Consider the following 17,764-nt stretch of genomic DNA (forward strand, 5'->3'; position numbering starts at 1 on the left):
CAATAAAACCTCCTTAGTATCGTAGCTTTTGGATACAAGTATCGTCCATCTCAAAATGTGACCTCTTGAGCATGGACAATGGTTACCTATTCTTTTCACCATTCTCCCGAATCAGGATATCTACCATAAGCTGAAGTTGCTTTTCCAGAGCCAGCGCATCATTACACCAGAATTGTTCCAGCTTGAGAGGATATATCCGGCTCTTTCCGTTATTCATAATCTTGTTCCAGTGTGGTCGTTCCCTGAGTTTGACTTCTGCATCATGATAGAGACCGCCTTCATGTGAGGAAAGCACGAGAAACATATGGTCTGCTGCATATTCCGTCAATTGATCTTCCTGAATAAACTGATGATTGTTAGGTACCAGAACGTCATGCAGGATACTGGGAGGAGGTGTAAGATTGAGTCCGTAATATACGTTGTATGCCGCTCTGGCCGTTGCATTCCAGATACAGATTGTGCCATCTTCCCAGAGTTCATATAATCCAAACGTTTCATCAGGCCCGATCACAGCCTCAAGTCGTTCAGCTTCACTGCTGACCAGTGAGGTGTAGTGCTCTATCCAGTCTGCGGCAGCCTGCTCCCGACCTATGATTCGCCCGATGAGTTGAACGGTCTCCAGTCGATTTAACTTGTCCCATGGCAGGACCATAACTGGAGCAATCTGTTCCAGTTGTTCGAGCTTATGGGGCAAATAGTATAGATAATCCGGCGCGATGATCAGATCAGGTGGTTCATTTCGGAGGATTTCTTCCACAACATATTCATCCAAATCCAGTACATCATGCAACTCGTCTTGGATTAACGGTGACATAGCCCAGGGTAGGAATGAAGCGGCAATGGGTTGAACGCCTAAGGCTAACAGATCTCCTGTGTACTGTACGGTAGCTATTCGTCTTGCGCGGGGCTGTAGTCGGTATTCACTTGGACTCATCCCGGTAAACTGCTTAAATTTTCGACTTAAGTATAAACCGTCGGAGTATCCCACAAGCAGCGCAATTTCATTTAAGGTGGCCTGCGTGGACAACAGGTATTGCTTCGTCTTGTCCATACGAACTCGGGTCAAGTGAGCCTGAAAGCTTCGTCCAACCTGTTTTTGAAAGAACCTGGAGAAGTAGCTCGCATTAAACCCGGTTAATCTGGCGAGTTCTTCACGGGTGAGATGACTGTCATAGTGATGATTCATGTAGCGAAGTGCTTCACGAATTATACTGTCTACCATTTCTGTAGAAGGTTTAATCGCCAGCTTGAATAATTCAAGCAATTCACTCAGCAGATAATGGGATCTGGCTTCTTCGGTCTGGACACTTCCTGCCCGGTTTTCGGAAAGTTCCTGGATGATTGCCAGCATTCGCAGAACCTGTGGACTTGCTCCGGTCTTCGAACCATGTGAGGGCAAGTTCGCTGATGAAAGCTGATAAACACGCTTGTCAGGACTCTCTTCCGTTAATTCATAATCCTGGAAACCGATATGATACAGGGTGAAGGCAGAAGGCGGGGTATGTATCAGCTCCAGGGAGCACTGGGAATGTAGAAAAAGTAACTGTCCTTTATGTAAAACACCGTGCTCATTACCATATCTATAGTCCACCGTCGCTGTGCAGGTAACCAAGGAAGGCGTTTTTATGGAAATGGTACTGTTGTGCTGTGTGGGTTCCCATGGCATAACACTGGCATTTGTCAGTACAAACATATCTGTGGCCTCCTTAGCTGTATATTCTATCTATGAATATATGGATGTATGGACTCGATTATATCAATCTGTGTAAGTGACGTCGATGTATACAGATGAGCGAAGACAGGTGAACAGACTAAGGCTTGCTCCGCTGTGAATAACTATAATAAAAAAAGCCTTGATACTCCCCTAAGGAAATAACAAGACTTCTTCTATATTAAAGACAGATGTTGTTATCCAAACACCTTCGGCTGAAGACGCAGAGCGACCTGCTCAGTCTGCAGGACCATGTTCGGTGAAAAGGTGCAAGGCAGTCTGCTGCCAACGAGCAGCACGGCACCAGGCACGCTTCCTTCCTGGAACACGGGGACTGCTATGGCACTTACCAGTCGCTCAGCAAGCATTAACGGGCAACGACCGGGTGTATGCTCCCCGGGGGACTGTGCATCAGATCGGGCTGTGCGTCCAGTTCGCAGGGCTGTGCCTACCAGATCTTGTCCGGGGCGCATCTCCATGCGTTTCACCCGTTCATTACTGGACCCAGATGTAACCTTCCAGCGTAGCATCGTCCCGTTCAGACAGGCAAGTCCACAGAAGTCACTGGATGTGCTCAGGCGCAGGCCATCGATCATCTCCTGAATACCAGATGGCAGTTCATTATGCATGAGGGGACACTTCCTTTTTTTTCGGAATATAACGTACATAACGGTGTAATTATTATCATTAACCTTCGAACAGGATCATCTTAAAGTAAGGGTATTACGATGGTAGTTCTATTGTAGACCCATTCTCGGTCATTGTAATTCAGGGAAAACCCCTATTTCCGTTCCGTAATCTACTGAACTTGGGCAGTAGAGGGCTCCTGAACCAGGTACATCAAGGGATTGGAAGAATGCGAAGGATGAGGCATATCGGTGAAATGTGACTTTTCTCACAGCAAATTCAGGGAGTTTCTTGTCAATGATCAGGTAATCCCCCGATAACCCTGAGGCTACTTTCGCGATATGATGTATACATAAGGAATCACCGAGGGGGACGAAGGTTATGGGTACAGTATTTGTAGAAAGAACAACCCAGAGAACAGCGCAGAAACAAACGGAGGCGGGCAAAATGACACGAGAAACAGGCGGAATCCTTTCGTTCGTTACATCTGAGCAATGGGACCTGATTGAAGCAAAAATGCAACCCAAACGGGTGAAGTCGGGGTATAGTCTCTTTCTCGAAGGCGATGAAGCCGGATATCTGTACTACATTCGTTCGGGACGAGTAAAAATGACCAAGTCGACGGAGGATGGCAAGGAAATTATTTTATCCATTCAGCAAAGCGGCGATCTCATCGGTGAATTTGGCGGTATCGGTGGATTGAATCATAGCTATAGTGCAGAGATGGCGGAAAAAGGGGAACTGGCCATTATCTCGCTTAGCGATCTGGAAAGTATACTCAGCAAACATGGCGACCTTGCCTTGAAATTTTTGCAATGGATGGCATTGTCGCAGCGGATTACCCAGTCGAGATTCCGTGATCTGCTACTCTACGGCAAGGCGGGGGCGCTCGCTTCGACACTGATCCGTGCCAGCAATTCGTATGGCCGGATTACGCCGGACGGTATAGTGCTCGACATGAAGCTGAACCATACCGACCTTGCCGAGATGATTGGAGCAACCCGGGAGAGCGTAACGCGGATGCTTGGGGCATGGAAGGAACAAGGAACGCTGGATATGATGGATGGCAAACTGATGATTCGGGATCTGGCAGCCCTGCGCTGCATGTGCGGATGTCCCACATTTCCAAGCTGCCCGGTTGAGCTGTGCCGATTGTAAGGTAAATCGTTCCGGGGGAATCCGAGGTAAGGAAAGGATCATCAGTTGCATCCCGGAGGAACAATTGTGATTTGGTTCCAAATGAAGCTTCACCTCCACTGGCGATTGGGGTCGTTACGGAGAAAAAAAAGAAAAGCTGGCGTCCCATATATGGGAGTCAGCTTTTTGTGTTTCCGTGAAATTGTTCATGTGCCATATTCACTGGCGAGTACCGAATAGATCAACGAGTCATGAAAGGAACCTTTGTAGTACCAATGCTCCCGTAATAGCCCCTCACGCTGCATACCGATTTTCTTCATAACATTCTCCGAAGCCGTGTTGTGTGGGCGACACTTGGCGTAAATCCGGTGGATGCCGAGTTCGTTGAAACCGAAGCCTAGTATAGCGCTGGCTGCTTCGGTCGCATAACCTTTCCCTTGGTAAGTGGGATTAAGGACGTAACCAATCTCTGCATTGGTTTTCTCCATCACGTGAATACCTACTCCGCCAAGAAGAGTCCCGTCACTTTTCAAACATATCGCCAGCTCATAACCTTCTCGTGGTTGTGTCTGCTGCATGTCCAACACAAACTGCACGTACTCTCGCGTATCTTCTTCTGTATTCGGTCCCCACGCCGTATGCTGAGTGACTTCTGTCATGGATGTGTAGCTATGTATACTTTCCCAGTCTGTCTCCAGAATATCCCTGATGATGAGTCGTTCGGTCTCCAATTGCATCGTTGTCCACTTCCTTCATATTTGAATAACTTACTGTACATTGTACAACAAAAAATAGCCCATAACAGATTCAACGAATGAATCGGTCATGAGCCATAATGTAGATCTATGATATATGGAATGCTATTGTGGTTGTTTACATTGAACTGCGGGATAAGTATAAGCCAGCTTGCGGATAATTTCCTTTTGCCATCTCGTATCACCCAGATTGGTTGCCAGGTTCAGAAGATCCAAATAATCGTCAAGCTGCAGATCAGCCTTTTGCAGAGTTGTATTCATTCGATGTTCGTTCCCCTTTATCTATAAAATCGTAAAATCATATGCAGTAGAAAGTTACATGGAGACAAGTTCAATAATGATAATCATTATCACGTTTATATACTCATTATGCAATGAACGCTGGCAAAATGCAATATCAAGTCAGCAACGAAGTTAACTTTTTTCTGAAAATAGGCTCCTCCACATCACATAGGGAATGTACACACCGAGATATGCAGACGGATACAGGAACCAGCCATTCATCAGGAATTGATGAATTTCGGTGGTGAACGTGGTCATATGAGCATTCGTTGCATACACATCACCAGCGATGACAGTTGCGGCACTGTAGAAGCAGAGCAGCGCAAGGATATGAAATAGCCTCGTAACCATTCGGGAACGAAGAGCAACATAAGCCATAATTAGCGGGATAACTAACAAGAGCACCAAAAATATCAACTTCATCATTGTTTTACTCCTTTGGAAAGTGGAATTCTAATGCTAATCAGTATGGGCAAATGGATACCATCTCAAAACTTTTTCAATAATTTTACAAAAAGATAGAGGAATTCAGCATATGAACAATTAAATTAAAGGAGGATAACCCATTATCAGGTAATTTGGAGGAGGAGAAAGGGAATATGAAGAAGGCGTTATGGCAGCATTGGATCGGGGCATTCCTGGTCTTTATCATGATGGCAACCGCACTGCTGGGGCCGGGTTCGCAAAGTCCGGTACAAGCTGCAGCACCCCTTACGGTATCTCAGGCCATCGCTGCCCAGAGCGGTGGAGGAACAGCGACGGTTGAAGGAATCATTGTTGGACATGCTACCGGGTCACTTACCGCAAAGTTTACATCTCCGTATGCCAATGATTTTAATGTTCTGATTGCCGATTCAGCGTCAGAGCGAACCAACGCCAGATTATTGGATGTGCAGATTCCCGCTTCTTTCCGTTCGCAATATGGACTGGCTACCAATCCTAATCTTGTAGGCAAAAAGATCATCGTCACCGGAACCCTCGGAGCCTACAACAGCTATGCAGGAGTCAAAAACCCAACGTCCATTGCATTTTCCTCCGGAACAACGAACCCTGATCCAGAACCGAACCCAGGCACAACATTACCGGATGGTACCGGCAAAAAAGTATTGTTCGATAATACCCATGCCCAGACAGCAGGTGCTGCCGACTGGATTATTGACGGGGCATTTTCGGATTTTGCCAATGGTTTGCGCAACGCAGGCTTTGTCGTGAATCAGCTGGAACGCAGCATTCCGTATACATTCGGTGAGCAAGCCATCACCTATAATAAATTGAAAGATTACGACGTCTTTGTCATTGGCGAAGCCAACGTGCCGTTCAAAGCGACAGAGCAGGCTGCGCTGGTGCAGTATGTGCAGAACGGAGGAAGTGTTTTCTTCATCTCCGACCACTATAATGCAGACCGTAACAAAAACCGCTGGGATTCTTCCGAAGTATTCAACGGCTATCGCCGCGGTGCCTTCCTGAATCCGGCCAAAGGCATGTCTTCGGCTGAAGCAGAATCACCAGCGATGCAGAGTGTGACGAGTTCAGATTGGCTGGCGACGAATTTTGGTGTACGTTTCCGCTACAATGCCCTTGGAGATGTAAATGCATCGGATATCGTTGCACCTGCTCAATCCTTCGGTATTACGGCTGGTGTTAATGCTGTAGCCATGCATGCGGGATCCACCGTTGCAATTATCGACCCTAACAAGGCCAAAGGTTTGGTGTATGTACCAAGTGGTGTGTCCAAGTGGGGCAATGCTGTCGATCAGGGCGTATATAACGGGGGTGGACGAGCTGAAGGGGCCTATGCCGCCATTGCCAAGGTTGGTGCGGGCAAAGCTGCATTTATTGGCGACTCATCACCTGTGGAAGACGCTACTCCGAAATATTTGCGTGAAGAGACCGGTGCGACCAAGAAGACCTATGATGGATTCAAAGAAGTGGACGATGCAACGTTCCTTGTGAATACCGTAAAATGGCTGGCGGTCAAAGAGAGTTATACCAGTCTGGCACAAGTGCCAGGTCTGACATTGGATACGGCAACAAGCCTGCTCTCCATGGAAGCTCCGGCTGCATCAACCGAGCCACAACTTGAGCCATGGGCTGCACCTGCGGCGGGATACAAATGGTATGATCCGACTACATTTAAGGCAGGTTCATACGGAAAAGCACAATAAGTGATATAGACATCAAATCATCATGCCGAATAGGGCCTGACCGTGAAAGTTTGTTCGCGGACAGGCTCTTTTTTGCTTGTTATGCCAGATGCATTCACGACCATGATCAGCTCTTACCGCCTTGTCATTGTATATATACTTGCTCCTGGGGGGAAGGTATGGGTATTCAGGATGTGTGCGAGGCATTAATCGAATTAAAGGAGGAGGCGACGTATGATGAAACGGCAAGCAGACTGTGACAGTTCCTCGATGAGACAGAAGCTCAAAGCGGATCTCCATCGTGTAGCAGAACGAATGAATCTGACGTTATCCCGGTTTGACAATGACAGTGCCTGTCTGCTGGGGCAATTTGCAGAGATTCGAGCGGAAATCAAGCAGATTGAGGTGCTCGCCTCTTCGTTTTATCTGGATTGTTATCTGTCGCCCTTTACCGAGAAGTTTGCCGAATTAACTTCGAGCGTACAACATCTATCTGATCGGAGATATGGGGCGTTGATTGTGATCGAACGTGAGATTCCGTTGGAGTCGATCATTCATTCAGGCGTGGCCGTGGATGCCAGAGTGACACATGCGCTGTTGGAATCCTTGTTCATTCCCGGTGCACCATTGCATGACGGGGCCGTATTGATTCGTGGCAATCAGATTGTATCCGCTGGTAATGTGCTGCCGTTGTCGCAAGCGGAAGTGCATGAACGAAAAATAGGCACTCGACATCGGGCTGCACTGGGACTCAGTGAATTGACGGATGCGGTTGTACTGGTTGTCTCTGAGGAGACGGGACAGGCTTCATTCGCGGTGGATGGAGATCTGCATCCGATAAATGTGGTTGAGACGTTATCCTAAATTTGAACGATCAAGTGGCCTACTTGGGGCGATTAAGATGATGCTGTTGAGGGAAGTGTGCCTTTCTCCTGTAAGAGAGAGAGGTTTTTCTATTGATAGATGATAAAATTATAATCTGAAATTCGACAGCTTTGCTCTCGCCATATGAGAAACATCGATCGGTGCTTCTCTAACATTGCGATGTGATTTTGCACAAACTGGGTATTCATGGGTACAATAGAGGATGGTCGATGAATAGAGAACAATGCGATTGAATCGCAAAAATGGTTGGAGGAGACGGTTAGCACATGAGTTGGTTTGAAGCAATGGAGCATCACGATTATGAGGAACTGGTTCTGTGCCAGGATCGAAATTCAGGGTTAAAAGCAATTATCGCCATACACGACACAACACTCGGCCCTGCGTTGGGAGGCACACGGATGTGGACTTACGCTTCGGAGGAAGCAGCCATTGAAGATGCGCTGCGCCTTGCCCGTGGTATGACATATAAGAATGCAGTATCCGGCCTGAATCTGGGCGGCGGCAAAACCGTTATTATCGGAGATCCAAGGCGTGACAAAAACGAAGCGATGTTTCGTGCGTTTGGACGATATATTCAAGGGTTGAACGGACGTTATATCACGGCCGAAGATGTGGGAACAACGGAAGAGGACATGAACCTGATCTATCAGGAAACCGATTATGTGACAGGCATCTCGGCAAGTTATGGTTCATCCGGTAATCCATCACCAGCAACCGCTTGGGGTGTATATCGGGGGATCAAGGCAGCAGCCAAAGAAGCATTTGGCACCGATCTGCTGGAGGGTAAGACGATAGCGGTTCAAGGTGTCGGCAATGTGGCGATGCATCTGTGCAAATATCTGTATGAGGAAGGTGCACATCTGATCGTTACGGATATCCATAAGGACGCGGTGAAACAGGCGGTGGATCGCTTCGGCGCAACAGCTGTTGATCCCGCGGATATCACGAGTGTGGATTGCGATATCTATGCACCATGTGCACTGGGCGGCACGATTAATGACGATACGCTTAAGACGCTCAAGGCGAAGGTTGTAGCGGGATGCGCCAACAATCAGCTTCTGGAGACCCGTCATGGGGATCAGTTGTATGACATGGGCATCGTATACGCGCCTGACTATGTTATCAATGCAGGTGGCGTAATTAACATTGCAGATGAGCTGAATGGTTATAATGCGGATCGGGCGTGGAGCAAGATCGGAGAGATCTATGCCACTCTGGAGAAAATATTCGAAAGCTCACGTACCGAGGGCATCGCTACCTATGTTGCTGCAGATCGTCTGGCTGAGCGACGGATCGAACAGATGAAGAATACACGCAGTACATTTTTGCAGAATGGCCACCACGCGCTGAGTTCCCGGAGATTGCGCAAGTAAACGGTATTGAATCTTTATTAAATCTGTAAACGGTCTGTTAGATAACGGCAACGTCCATTTCTAAGATGGATCGTGTCGTTCTAACAGGCCATTTTTTATGTTGTTATCAGATATAAAAAAATGAAAAACAGTGGCAATATCTCCCTAATAGATCAATTCCACTATGCATTTTTCCGATAATGTATATACATCGTTTAGATGCAGATGGTTCAGGGAAGTGGGGAGAAGTGAAAATGGGGAAAAGACAAGGGGTAGCGCACAGGCTTAAAAATGTGTCGCTTAAAATCAAGCTGCCGATCATGATCAGTGTATTGGTCGTTTTGGTACTGCTCGGTGCAACGACCACAAGTTATATGATTTCATCTGATGTTGTGGTCAGGAAGAGCAAGGATGAGATTAATGTAATGGCTGACCGCCTTGGGGAAGGGCTTTGGACAGCGATGCAGCTTCAGCAACAGATGAGTCATGCGATGTCCGTACATAGTACGTTTAAAGAACTCTTGAAGTTGCGTGATACAAACGAAATGACAGATGAGACTTTTTTCACAGATGAGAATCCATATTTCAACAGAGCGAATACAATTCTCACCGAGAGTATATCTGACACAATAGGCACCAAGCCGGATCTGTTCGTGTTTGACAAGGAAGGAACCATTGTGGCAGGAACCATGCCGGATGTCATTGGACAGCCACGAGGAGACCGTGAATATTTCAAGGAGTCCATACAGGGGAAATCCTTCATCAGTGATGCCATCGTGTCGAAGAATAGCAAGAAGCTGATAATTGCATTCTCGGAGCCTGTCATGGATGAAGAGGGTAATATTCTGGGTGTGTTCGCCATGTCGGTGGACAGCAACTTTTTCCTGGGGCAACTGGGGGACATCCAGATCAATGGTCAAGGCAGAGTTGAAGTATTGAGCCGAAGCGGCATCATTATGTATGATTCACTGGACCCTTCCATTGTGGGACAAACGTTGGAAGAGGACAAGGAAGCCACCGAACTTATGGAAGACAGAGCCACCGACAAAGTGAAAATCACTTCAATGGATCGAGATAATATCTATTATCGTATCAATCAGATCCCTGGTGCAGATCTCTCCGTAGTCATTATTGATGATTATGATGATATCAAACGCCCATTAGAGGATATGCAGCGCCAGATGATTATCGTGACATTGATCGGAGTTGCTCTGGCGATTGGCGTGGGATTGCTAATTTCTCGTAGTATTACGAGACCCATCATTCGTCTGATCGGGCTGTTCAAACAGCTTGCTCAAGGGAATCTCACCGTTAAGGCCAATGGCAGATATAACAGTGAATTCAAGGATCTGGCGGAGAGCTTTAATGGCATGGTCGAGCAGAACAGGAACCTGATTACCGATATGAATAATTCGATTCATGTGCTCCAGGCCAGCACTCAGGAATTGGAGGAGACATCCAAACAGACGGCAAGATCCATTGATGAGACATCGGCAACGTCCATGGGCATTGCCAAGGCGATGGAGGCCCAATCGGAAGATACCGAGCAGATTGCAGGCAAGTTCAACAGCTTTGGCGATAAAGTGGCTGCCATGAACAGCAGTGCGCAGGATGTGAAAGCAAGAGCGGATGAGATCGAATCGGTTTTCCACAACGGGAATGAAGTCGTCAATGAATTGATGCGTATTAATGAGGTCAACGAGCGGGAAGTGGAGAAAATCTCGGAGATTACGGTCAAACTTCAAACGAGTTCGGGCAGTATTAGTCAGATCACGGAAGCGATCAGCCAGATCGCGAAGCAGACCAATCTGCTTGCATTGAATGCTTCAATTGAAGCATCACGGGCTGGGGAGCATGGCAGAGGATTTGCGGTTGTGGCCGAGGAGATCCGCAATCTGGCAGAGCAGAGTTCCCGCCAGTCCAAGGAAATCTCCAGCATTATCGAGCAGAATCTGGCCGATGTCGCCGAGAACAACCATAGTGTTGCCGAAATTCACACCATCTCGTCCAGACAGGATGAGCTTGTTTTGCAGACTCGTCAGGCGTTTGATGTGATTCTGGAGAAAGTAATGGTCATTAATCAACAGATCGCCACGATGGCAGGACAGATGCAGGAGATGTTGCAGAATAAGGATGACGTACTGGAGTCAGCACATAGCTTGTCGGCTTCGGGAGAGCAAGTATCTGCTTCGGTTGAAGAGGTAACAGCAACCATGATGGAGCAGTCCGCGACAGTGCAGCAGTTGGCAAACATGGTCGATACAATCGATCAATTGACACAAAAGCTGGCCGAATCGGCTGCAAGATTCAAGGTGGAGTAAGCGTTAATTGTATGTGATCTAGAGGGGAAAAGTAACGACGAGGATGTCCCATAAGTCATGAATATGACGAGGGACATCCTCATTTAGTTTGATTTTGTTTTAATGAACCTGACACACGCTATTCGCTCCCATTTGCCCAGATCTGAGAACTAACGAATCACAGAGAAGCTATTTCGTCGATTCACTGTTTTTTTTAGGTTTGGAAGCCCTGTTATGACGAAATAGCGTTAGTGAGGTTCGTTAAATCTTGCAACCGTTGGTGATGCGCCTTTTAAGGTGTGGTAGGTTCGTTAGCACTTGGAGCGAGACGGTATTCCTTCTGGGACAGCCCCTTTTGCAACCAGTCCCCTGTCTCCTGTCCCCAGCTAAGTTATGCATGATAAGGGCATTTTTCCGTGTGAGGTGTTGGGGTATAGTCTGCATCTATCAAAACGTAATGCACTTCTGATTGAGCAGCTTCATGAATTGATCCAGCGCACTGCTGACATAACGATCCTCACCGCGGACAAAGGTTGTTGTGGTATGAGTATAACGATCTGCGAGATCAAATACGGAAAAATCATCCGGTTTCTTGTGAATAACGCTGCACGGCATAATGGTAAAAGCAATGCCAGATTCCACACAGCTGAGCAGGTTTTCCATCGTACTTACTTCAATGATATTACGTGCGGACAACCCTTCTTCCTGCAGGAATTCTTCGGTCATTTCACGATACGGACAGCCTTCGGGGAAAACGACCCACGATACCTGGCACAGGCTCTCAGGTGGTGCGTCTGTCTTTTTGGAGATGATATGAACCGTGTCCTGCATCTCGTATTCCACTTTCAGACCTTCCTTCACACAAGCCCCGCTGATAAAAGCACCATCAATCTCATAGTCCTGTATTTTCTTGCGCAGTACTTTGGGTGAAGTGGCGTTAACGAGTGAGATGGATACCTCCGGGTAGGTTACTTGATATTCATTCAGAATCTCCATAAAGCGGCTGGATGCCGCAGTTTCCACAATGCCGATTTTTAGCGTGCCAGAAGGTTCTCCGGGATCGGTCATATCCTGCTTCAGATCGTGCAAAAGGTTGCGAATCTGTGTGGCGTACTGGACGAACTGTTCTCCTTTGGAGGTCAGTACAACACCTTTGGGAAATCGGTTGAACAACTGGATTTGATATTCCTGCTCCAGTTTTTTGATGCGTGTCGTGACATTGGATTGCGCGTAATTCAGTTCTTTGGCGGCCTGTGAGATTTTGCCTGAACGTGCCACCGCGAGAACAATATCGATATCAGAAAGTTCCATGCTGTATCCTCCTGAGTGTGGATTAACTTACATTGCTTCCGCAGATATTCATGTTAGGTATCTCTCTGAGAGATACAACTATATATTACAATCATTTTACGATATATCAGAGCAGCCGTACAATATCCCTAATGACGAAGAGAGTAGGGATATAACATGGATAACATGCATACACGTTCAACACTATTGAGCCCGGTGACAATTCATCAATGGAAGTTAAGAAACCGAATTGTGATGGCTCCACTGACCCGGGGATTTGCTGATGACCATAAGGGGACCGTGACGGATGAGATGGTGGCATATTATGAGCAGCGTGCGCGGGATGGCGTGGGACTGATCATTACCGAGGGTATTAACCCGGATCTAGCAGGCAAAGGAACCTATGGCATCCCCGGCTTATATACAGATGAACAGACGACTTCTTGGAAAAGGGTAACAGATGCTGTTCACAGACATGGCGGCACCATTATTGCTCAGCTGTGGCATGTCGGCAGATTGTCCCATTCTGATCTGATCGGAACCGCTCCACTGGCACCTTCCAGCCTTGCGGCAGAGGGAAGAGTGCATAAGCTGCATAAGCCGTATCAGATTCCCCAAGCGATGAGCGCACAGGATATAGCGGATACGATTCAGCATTTTCAGACGGCAGCACGCCATGCGGTTCTTGCAGGGTTTGACGGAATCGAGCTGCATGCTGCGCATGGGTATCTGATCGACCAGTTTATCAATGAGAAGACCAACCACAGAACAGACGAATATGGAGGCGACACTGCGGGCAGATTACGGTTCCTTCGAGATATTATTTTGGCTGTAAAAAAAGAGATCAGTGTGGATCGCATATCGGTTCGATTCTCCGAGAAAAAGGATGATGATGCATCCTATGCATGGGCAGACAAAGCTGCAATGATCGATGCATATCTGAAGTTGTTCCGCGAGACGGGAATTTCGATATTGCATCCCTCGACAGATCATTATGCAAAAGCATGGGACGGTGGGAAATCCTTTCACGAGCGGATTCGAAGTCAGTGGGATGGAATTATTATTGGTGTGGGGAATCTGGATGTTCAGACCGCAGAGCACGCGATTGGTAAGGAAAGCATAGATCTGGCTGCGTTCGGCAGACCATTTATCTCCAACCCTGATCTGGTGCAGAAATTGAATGCTGGTAAGCCATTGGTGGAGTATGATGCAGCTAAGCATCTGCCCGTGTTGGTGTAAAAGGGAAAAACCGATTCAAAGAAAAATCAAAAAAAGACTGAACGCTACTGACATACTGTTGGCAAGAACGTCCTTGTATGATCAAGATATAAACAATCCCATATCTAAAGGAGAATAACATTATGTCAGTAATCGGACCCGATTTCATTTCACTTCAAGTGAGCAATCTTGAGAGCTCTGCCGAATTCTATCAAAACTATCTCGGACTGGTACGCTCACAGGCGGGACCACCTCATGCGGTGGTCTTTGATACCAAGCCTATTACATTTGCTCTTCGTGACCTATTGCCAGGAACCGAACTCCGTTCAGGTACTCAGCCAGGACTTGGTATCGCCCTGTGGCTTCATGCCCCGGATACGCAAGACATTCACGACAAGCTTGCTGCGGCAGGCGTTAAGATTACATCTGCACCAATAGATGGACCATTCGGGCGAACTTTTACATTTGCCGACCCAGACGGGTACCAAGTTACCCTTCACAGTAAAGCCTAATACGCAGATGTATCCATCTTAATCACAGTGATACCTTGCTCTGTCACAGAGAGCCAAGTGTTGATTACCAAATAAGGGCAGCACTGATCCTTAGGATCAGTCTGCCCTTATTTGGTCGTTCGGATTAAACGATATATTCATTTCTATTCGTTGCTGACGACTACAGCTTTCTTTTCCGTAAAGTAATACACCAAAGCGAGCAGCGGCATGATCAGGCCAATCAGCGTTGTGAGACTCCAGCCTCCGTTAGCATAAGACCAGCTTCCAAGAGATGAACCGATCGCACCGCCGACAAAAAAGATCGACATGAATATGCCATTCACACGTCCTCTCGCTTCACTTCCTAAGGAGTAAATGATGCGTTGGCCCAGCACCAGATTTCCCGAGACAGCCATATCCAATGTAATCGCCACGATTACAAGCAAAATCAGTGCAAACGTGGAGTGGCTCTGGAATACATAAGCCAGACCAAACGAAGCCGGAGCGATGATCATGGCAGCCCCCGTGAGAATACGCGTTAGTCCGCGATCTGCCAATCTCCCGGCAATGGGAGCGGCAATAGCACCTCCGACACCAGCCAGTGCGAACCAGGCAATGCCTTGCTGTGACATGCCGAAATCGTTCGCGAGCCTGAGAGGAACCGTCGTCCAGAATAAGCTGAAAGCACCAAACAGACTGGCTTGATAGAACGCCCGACGGCGTAACAGAGGCATCGTTCTGAACAGTGTGCCCAACGACACGATTAATTGACCGTATTTCAAGGTGGGTTCAGGTTGGCGAGCAGGAAGAGCACGGGATAGGAGCAACATGAGAAGTGTTATGACAATGGCGGAGAATACAAAGACCGTCTGCCATCCGAAGAGGCTGGTGATAAAGCTTGCGACAGGACGGGCCAGCATGATGCCCAGCAGCAGACCACTCATGACGTTGCCGACAACCCGTCCGCGTTGTTCCTCGGAAGTAAGATATGTCGCATAGGGTACCAGAATCTGAGCGACCACAGAACCTATGCCAATGAACAGAGAGGCAGTGAGAAATACAACAGCCGTGGGCGAGAAAGCCGCAGCAATCAGGGCAACAACCAGTACGATGAGGAAAAGAACGACCAGGCGTCGATTCTCGATAATGTCACTGAGCGGCACGATGAATAACAAACCAATAACATAACCAATCTGAGTCAACGTTACGATCAATCCGGCAGCGGCAGAAGAAAGGCCCGTGGTCATGCTAATCGGTCCGATAACGGTCTGAGCATAATACAGGTTTGCCACGATCAGTCCACAAGCGGATGCCAGCAAAAAAATAATCCAGGCAGGTACAGGTGCCTTCTTCACTTGTTGTCTCATATCCATCTTAATCATCCTCCACAGATTTCATATTCGTATTGAAAATTCGATATTCCAGATAGATCAACGGGTGCTGTTTAAAACGTTAATTACTAAACGTTGTGTTCACTAATTAAAACATATAATAAACTAAACGTTTAGTATTGTAAATAGACTAAACATATTTTAATGAAAATTTAAATGAGGATATAAAAATGAGCGGAGAGTGAATTGTGTGTACGCAATGCATTTTAGTATAATGAACGTATCGTTTTTATGAATATTACTGATGATAAAATATATTTTTTGCATCCAGGAGGGCTCAAGATGACTGCCAAAAGAGGACGTCCACGTAATATGGAAACCCAGAATGCCATTCTTAACGCATCCTATGAGTTGTTGTTGGAGCACGGATTCGGGGCTGTTACGATTGAGAAGATTGCTGAGCGCGCACAAGTGAGCAAAGCCACGATCTACAAATGGTGGCCGAGCAAAGGCGCTGTCATCATGGACGGATATATGTCTGCCGCAACGGCAAGATTACCCGTACCGGATACAGGTTCAGTATTGGAAGATATACGCATACATGCGAGTAATCTGGTTCGTTTTTTGACCAGTCGGGAAGGAAAAGTGATTACACAGATTATCGGAGAAGGGCAATCGGATGAAGGGCTTGCCGAAGAATACCGCACAAGATACATCCAGCCACGTCGGCGTGAAGCACGGGGAATTCTGGAGAAGGGTGTGGAGCGCGGCGAATTGATGAGTGGGACGGACATTGGACTGTACATTGATCTGATCTATGGACCGATGTTCTATCGCATGTTAGTTACGGGGGAAGCGATGGATGAAGCGTTTGTTGATGTGATGCTCCGTTCATTGTTTGAGGGCATTCAGTCCAATTAGATATAGGGATAGTCGCGATACAAGCGGGAGTAAGAGGGAAGAGGGCGATTCGTAGGAATCACCCTGGAAGGGCACGCGTGTATTGTTCGTGGGAGAATCTTATACCTGGAATATAGGTGAGATGGCTGTGGGCCATGAGTCTGTAGCATTAGAGGATAGGAAGGATGCGTGCTGGGTTAACACCGGGGGTTCATTCCATACTGAACTAGGCAGTTCACGGCGTAATACAGGGGCCACTTCCTTGGCAAAACGCTCCACTTGCTCCAACTGCTCGCTATGCGTCAATCCATCTACGCTGATACTCAGCACCTGATGTCCGTAAGCGGCATGATAGTCCAGAATTTTCTCAATAACCTGTTCCGGACTGCCGATTAACGCAGGGCCACGTGCAATGTTATCCTCCAGATCGGTGAAGGGCGACTGGTTATGCTGTGCGGCGGCGGTGGCATGGAACGCTTCATAGTACGGCTTATAGCGACGAATGGCTTCTTCACCTGTATCGGCAAGGTAGAGACTGCCGGCACCAGAGCCAATCACTGCCTGCTGCGGATCATGACCATAATAATCGAGGCGCTCTCGATAATGATCGATTAACGCTTTGTATTTGGCCTGAGGGTGAAAAGAATTTGACGTGAAGAGCGGCTCGCCATATTTGGCAGCGAGTTCGGTTGAGACTGTGCTCGACGCGCTACCATGCCAGATTGGGATGGACTGCTGAAGCGGCCTAGGCCACGTGGTCACGCCCTCAAGCGGAGGGCGATACGTTCCCTGCCAGGTGACATTCTCTTCAGACCACAGCCGTTTTAGCAAATGATACCGTTCATCGAGTGAGTCCCATTGTTCCTCTTCGCTTATGCCAAACAGCGGATAATGTCGAGGGTCATTGCCTTTCCCAATAATCATCTCCAGCCGTCCGCCTGATAATTGATCCAGTGTGGCATAATCCTCGGCAACCCGGACTGGATCAAGTATACTAAGAACAGTAACGGTGGTTAGTAACCGAATGCGTGTGGTTGCTGCGGCTATTGCGGTTAATACGACAGGTGGCGAGGAAGATAGAAAAGGTGCACCGTGTCGTTCACCAATTCCATAGGCATCGAATCCCAGTCGTTCAGCCAGCTTCGCTTGCTCCGATATATTATGGAATTTCTGCTGAGTCGTCAGAGCCTCCCCGGTTACGGCATTAGGCAGATTCATCATGAGACTAAACAAGGCAAATTTCATCTGACCTTCTCCTTGAACTGAATTAATCGTATCTGTGTCGTATAATCCTATTGAAATAGTAGGATATTTAAGTTGCATTAAATGTATCATGTTCTC

The 17,764-nt window shown here is 47.4% G+C and carries 16 protein-coding genes; 8 read left to right on the forward strand and 8 right to left on the reverse strand.

Annotated elements, in window-relative coordinates; genetic code table 11:
* Positions 1–82: 82 nt before the first annotated feature.
* Positions 83–1,693: a helix-turn-helix domain-containing protein gene (locus NLBNIHML_RS19380; protein WP_472475010.1), complete on the reverse strand. Its 1,611-nt coding sequence runs from the start codon at positions 1,691–1,693 to the stop codon at positions 83–85.
* Positions 1,694–1,908: 215 nt separating this feature from the next.
* Positions 1,909–2,340, reverse strand: a complete 432-nt coding sequence (locus tag NLBNIHML_RS19385) for a GAF domain-containing protein (RefSeq protein ID WP_472475008.1) — start codon at positions 2,338–2,340, stop codon at positions 1,909–1,911.
* 379 nt (positions 2,341–2,719) lie between these two features.
* On the opposite strand from NLBNIHML_RS19385, the gene NLBNIHML_RS19390 reads away from it, so the two are divergent.
* A complete protein-coding gene (locus NLBNIHML_RS19390; RefSeq protein WP_339239189.1) occupies positions 2,720–3,496 on the forward strand; it encodes a Crp/Fnr family transcriptional regulator in 777 nt (258 codons plus the stop codon).
* Positions 3,497–3,681: 185 nt separating this feature from the next.
* Here the strand turns inward: NLBNIHML_RS19390 and NLBNIHML_RS19395 are convergent, their stop codons facing one another.
* From NLBNIHML_RS19395 to NLBNIHML_RS19405, 3 genes are all read right to left on the reverse strand, one after another.
* Positions 3,682–4,212 (reverse strand): GNAT family N-acetyltransferase, encoded by a 531-nt coding sequence (locus tag NLBNIHML_RS19395; protein ID WP_472475005.1) that lies wholly within the window; start codon positions 4,210–4,212, stop codon positions 3,682–3,684.
* A 123-nt stretch (positions 4,213–4,335) separates the two neighbouring features.
* A complete protein-coding gene (locus tag NLBNIHML_RS19400; RefSeq protein ID WP_017691064.1) occupies positions 4,336–4,491 on the reverse strand; it encodes a hypothetical protein in 156 nt (51 codons plus the stop codon).
* Positions 4,492–4,644: 153 nt separating this feature from the next.
* A complete protein-coding gene (locus tag NLBNIHML_RS19405) occupies positions 4,645–4,938 on the reverse strand; it encodes a hypothetical protein (RefSeq protein WP_339239191.1) in 294 nt (97 codons plus the stop codon).
* Positions 4,939–5,162: 224 nt separating this feature from the next.
* Here NLBNIHML_RS19405 and NLBNIHML_RS19410 point away from each other — a divergent pair, with 224 nt between their 5' ends.
* The 4 genes from NLBNIHML_RS19410 to NLBNIHML_RS19425 all read left to right on the forward strand — a co-directional run bounded on the left by NLBNIHML_RS19410 (position 5,163) and on the right by NLBNIHML_RS19425 (position 11,214).
* The gene (locus NLBNIHML_RS19410; protein WP_339261281.1) at positions 5,163–6,677 is read left to right on the forward strand and encodes a DUF6359 domain-containing protein; all 1,515 of its coding nucleotides are present in this window, start codon (positions 5,163–5,165) and stop codon (positions 6,675–6,677) included.
* Positions 6,678–6,890: 213 nt separating this feature from the next.
* Positions 6,891–7,520: a sporulation-specific diadenylate cyclase CdaS gene (gene cdaS / locus NLBNIHML_RS19415; RefSeq protein ID WP_339258459.1), complete on the forward strand. Its 630-nt coding sequence runs from the start codon at positions 6,891–6,893 to the stop codon at positions 7,518–7,520.
* A 287-nt stretch (positions 7,521–7,807) separates the two neighbouring features.
* The gene (locus NLBNIHML_RS19420; RefSeq protein WP_339258462.1) at positions 7,808–8,914 is read left to right on the forward strand and encodes a Glu/Leu/Phe/Val family dehydrogenase; all 1,107 of its coding nucleotides are present in this window, start codon (positions 7,808–7,810) and stop codon (positions 8,912–8,914) included.
* Positions 8,915–9,147: 233 nt separating this feature from the next.
* The gene (locus NLBNIHML_RS19425) at positions 9,148–11,214 is read left to right on the forward strand and encodes a methyl-accepting chemotaxis protein (protein WP_472475002.1); all 2,067 of its coding nucleotides are present in this window, start codon (positions 9,148–9,150) and stop codon (positions 11,212–11,214) included.
* A gap of 426 nt (positions 11,215–11,640) precedes the next feature.
* Here the strand turns inward: NLBNIHML_RS19425 and NLBNIHML_RS19430 are convergent, their stop codons facing one another.
* Positions 11,641–12,504 carry a LysR family transcriptional regulator gene (locus NLBNIHML_RS19430; RefSeq protein WP_494352545.1) on the reverse strand — a complete coding sequence of 288 codons (864 nt, stop codon included), beginning with the start codon at positions 12,502–12,504 and terminating at the stop codon, positions 11,641–11,643.
* 156 nt (positions 12,505–12,660) lie between these two features.
* Here NLBNIHML_RS19430 and NLBNIHML_RS19435 point away from each other — a divergent pair, with 156 nt between their 5' ends.
* Together NLBNIHML_RS19435 and NLBNIHML_RS19440 are read left to right on the forward strand one after the other, a co-directional pair.
* The gene (locus NLBNIHML_RS19435; protein WP_494352546.1) at positions 12,661–13,722 is read left to right on the forward strand and encodes an oxidoreductase; all 1,062 of its coding nucleotides are present in this window, start codon (positions 12,661–12,663) and stop codon (positions 13,720–13,722) included.
* Between the two features lie 122 nt (positions 13,723–13,844).
* Positions 13,845–14,213 (forward strand): VOC family protein, encoded by a 369-nt coding sequence (locus NLBNIHML_RS19440; RefSeq protein WP_339239197.1) that lies wholly within the window; start codon positions 13,845–13,847, stop codon positions 14,211–14,213.
* 143 nt (positions 14,214–14,356) lie between these two features.
* On the opposite strand, the gene NLBNIHML_RS19445 is transcribed toward NLBNIHML_RS19440, so the two are convergent.
* Positions 14,357–15,565, reverse strand: a complete 1,209-nt coding sequence (locus NLBNIHML_RS19445; protein ID WP_494352547.1) for an MFS transporter — start codon at positions 15,563–15,565, stop codon at positions 14,357–14,359.
* A gap of 300 nt (positions 15,566–15,865) precedes the next feature.
* On the opposite strand from NLBNIHML_RS19445, the gene NLBNIHML_RS19450 reads away from it, so the two are divergent.
* Positions 15,866–16,444, forward strand: coding sequence for a TetR/AcrR family transcriptional regulator (locus NLBNIHML_RS19450; RefSeq protein ID WP_494352548.1), 579 nt, complete (start codon positions 15,866–15,868; stop codon positions 16,442–16,444).
* A 99-nt stretch (positions 16,445–16,543) separates the two neighbouring features.
* Here the strand turns inward: NLBNIHML_RS19450 and NLBNIHML_RS19455 are convergent, their stop codons facing one another.
* A complete protein-coding gene (locus tag NLBNIHML_RS19455) occupies positions 16,544–17,668 on the reverse strand; it encodes an LLM class flavin-dependent oxidoreductase (protein WP_494352549.1) in 1,125 nt (374 codons plus the stop codon).
* Positions 17,669–17,764 lie beyond the last annotated feature (96 nt).

Source organism: Paenibacillus sp. JNU01, from assembly GCF_059130585.1.

Bases quoted from the DNA above. Each gene is read 5' to 3' on its own strand.
- NLBNIHML_RS19435 (WP_494352546.1), top strand. From the start codon at position 12,661: ATGGATAACATGCATACACGTTCAACACTATTGAGCCCGGTGACAATT.
- NLBNIHML_RS19455 (WP_494352549.1), bottom strand. From the start codon at position 17,668: ATGAAATTTGCCTTGTTTAGTCTCATGATGAATCTGCCTAATGCCGTA.
- NLBNIHML_RS19430 (WP_494352545.1), bottom strand. From the start codon at position 12,504: ATGGAACTTTCTGATATCGATATTGTTCTCGCGGTGGCACGTTCAGGC.
- cdaS (WP_339258459.1), top strand. From the start codon at position 6,891: ATGATGAAACGGCAAGCAGACTGTGACAGTTCCTCGATGAGACAGAAG.
- NLBNIHML_RS19445 (WP_494352547.1), bottom strand. From the start codon at position 15,565: ATGGATATGAGACAACAAGTGAAGAAGGCACCTGTACCTGCCTGGATT.
- NLBNIHML_RS19420 (WP_339258462.1), top strand. From the start codon at position 7,808: ATGAGTTGGTTTGAAGCAATGGAGCATCACGATTATGAGGAACTGGTT.
- NLBNIHML_RS19395 (WP_472475005.1), bottom strand. From the start codon at position 4,212: ATGCAATTGGAGACCGAACGACTCATCATCAGGGATATTCTGGAGACA.
- NLBNIHML_RS19405 (WP_339239191.1), bottom strand. From the start codon at position 4,938: ATGATGAAGTTGATATTTTTGGTGCTCTTGTTAGTTATCCCGCTAATT.
- NLBNIHML_RS19390 (WP_339239189.1), top strand. From the start codon at position 2,720: ATGGGTACAGTATTTGTAGAAAGAACAACCCAGAGAACAGCGCAGAAA.
- NLBNIHML_RS19450 (WP_494352548.1), top strand. From the start codon at position 15,866: ATGACTGCCAAAAGAGGACGTCCACGTAATATGGAAACCCAGAATGCC.
- NLBNIHML_RS19425 (WP_472475002.1), top strand. From the start codon at position 9,148: ATGGGGAAAAGACAAGGGGTAGCGCACAGGCTTAAAAATGTGTCGCTT.
- NLBNIHML_RS19410 (WP_339261281.1), top strand. From the start codon at position 5,163: ATGATGGCAACCGCACTGCTGGGGCCGGGTTCGCAAAGTCCGGTACAA.
- NLBNIHML_RS19385 (WP_472475008.1), bottom strand. From the start codon at position 2,340: ATGCATAATGAACTGCCATCTGGTATTCAGGAGATGATCGATGGCCTG.
- NLBNIHML_RS19440 (WP_339239197.1), top strand. From the start codon at position 13,845: ATGTCAGTAATCGGACCCGATTTCATTTCACTTCAAGTGAGCAATCTT.
- NLBNIHML_RS19400 (WP_017691064.1), bottom strand. From the start codon at position 4,491: ATGAATACAACTCTGCAAAAGGCTGATCTGCAGCTTGACGATTATTTG.
- NLBNIHML_RS19380 (WP_472475010.1), bottom strand. From the start codon at position 1,693: ATGTTTGTACTGACAAATGCCAGTGTTATGCCATGGGAACCCACACAG.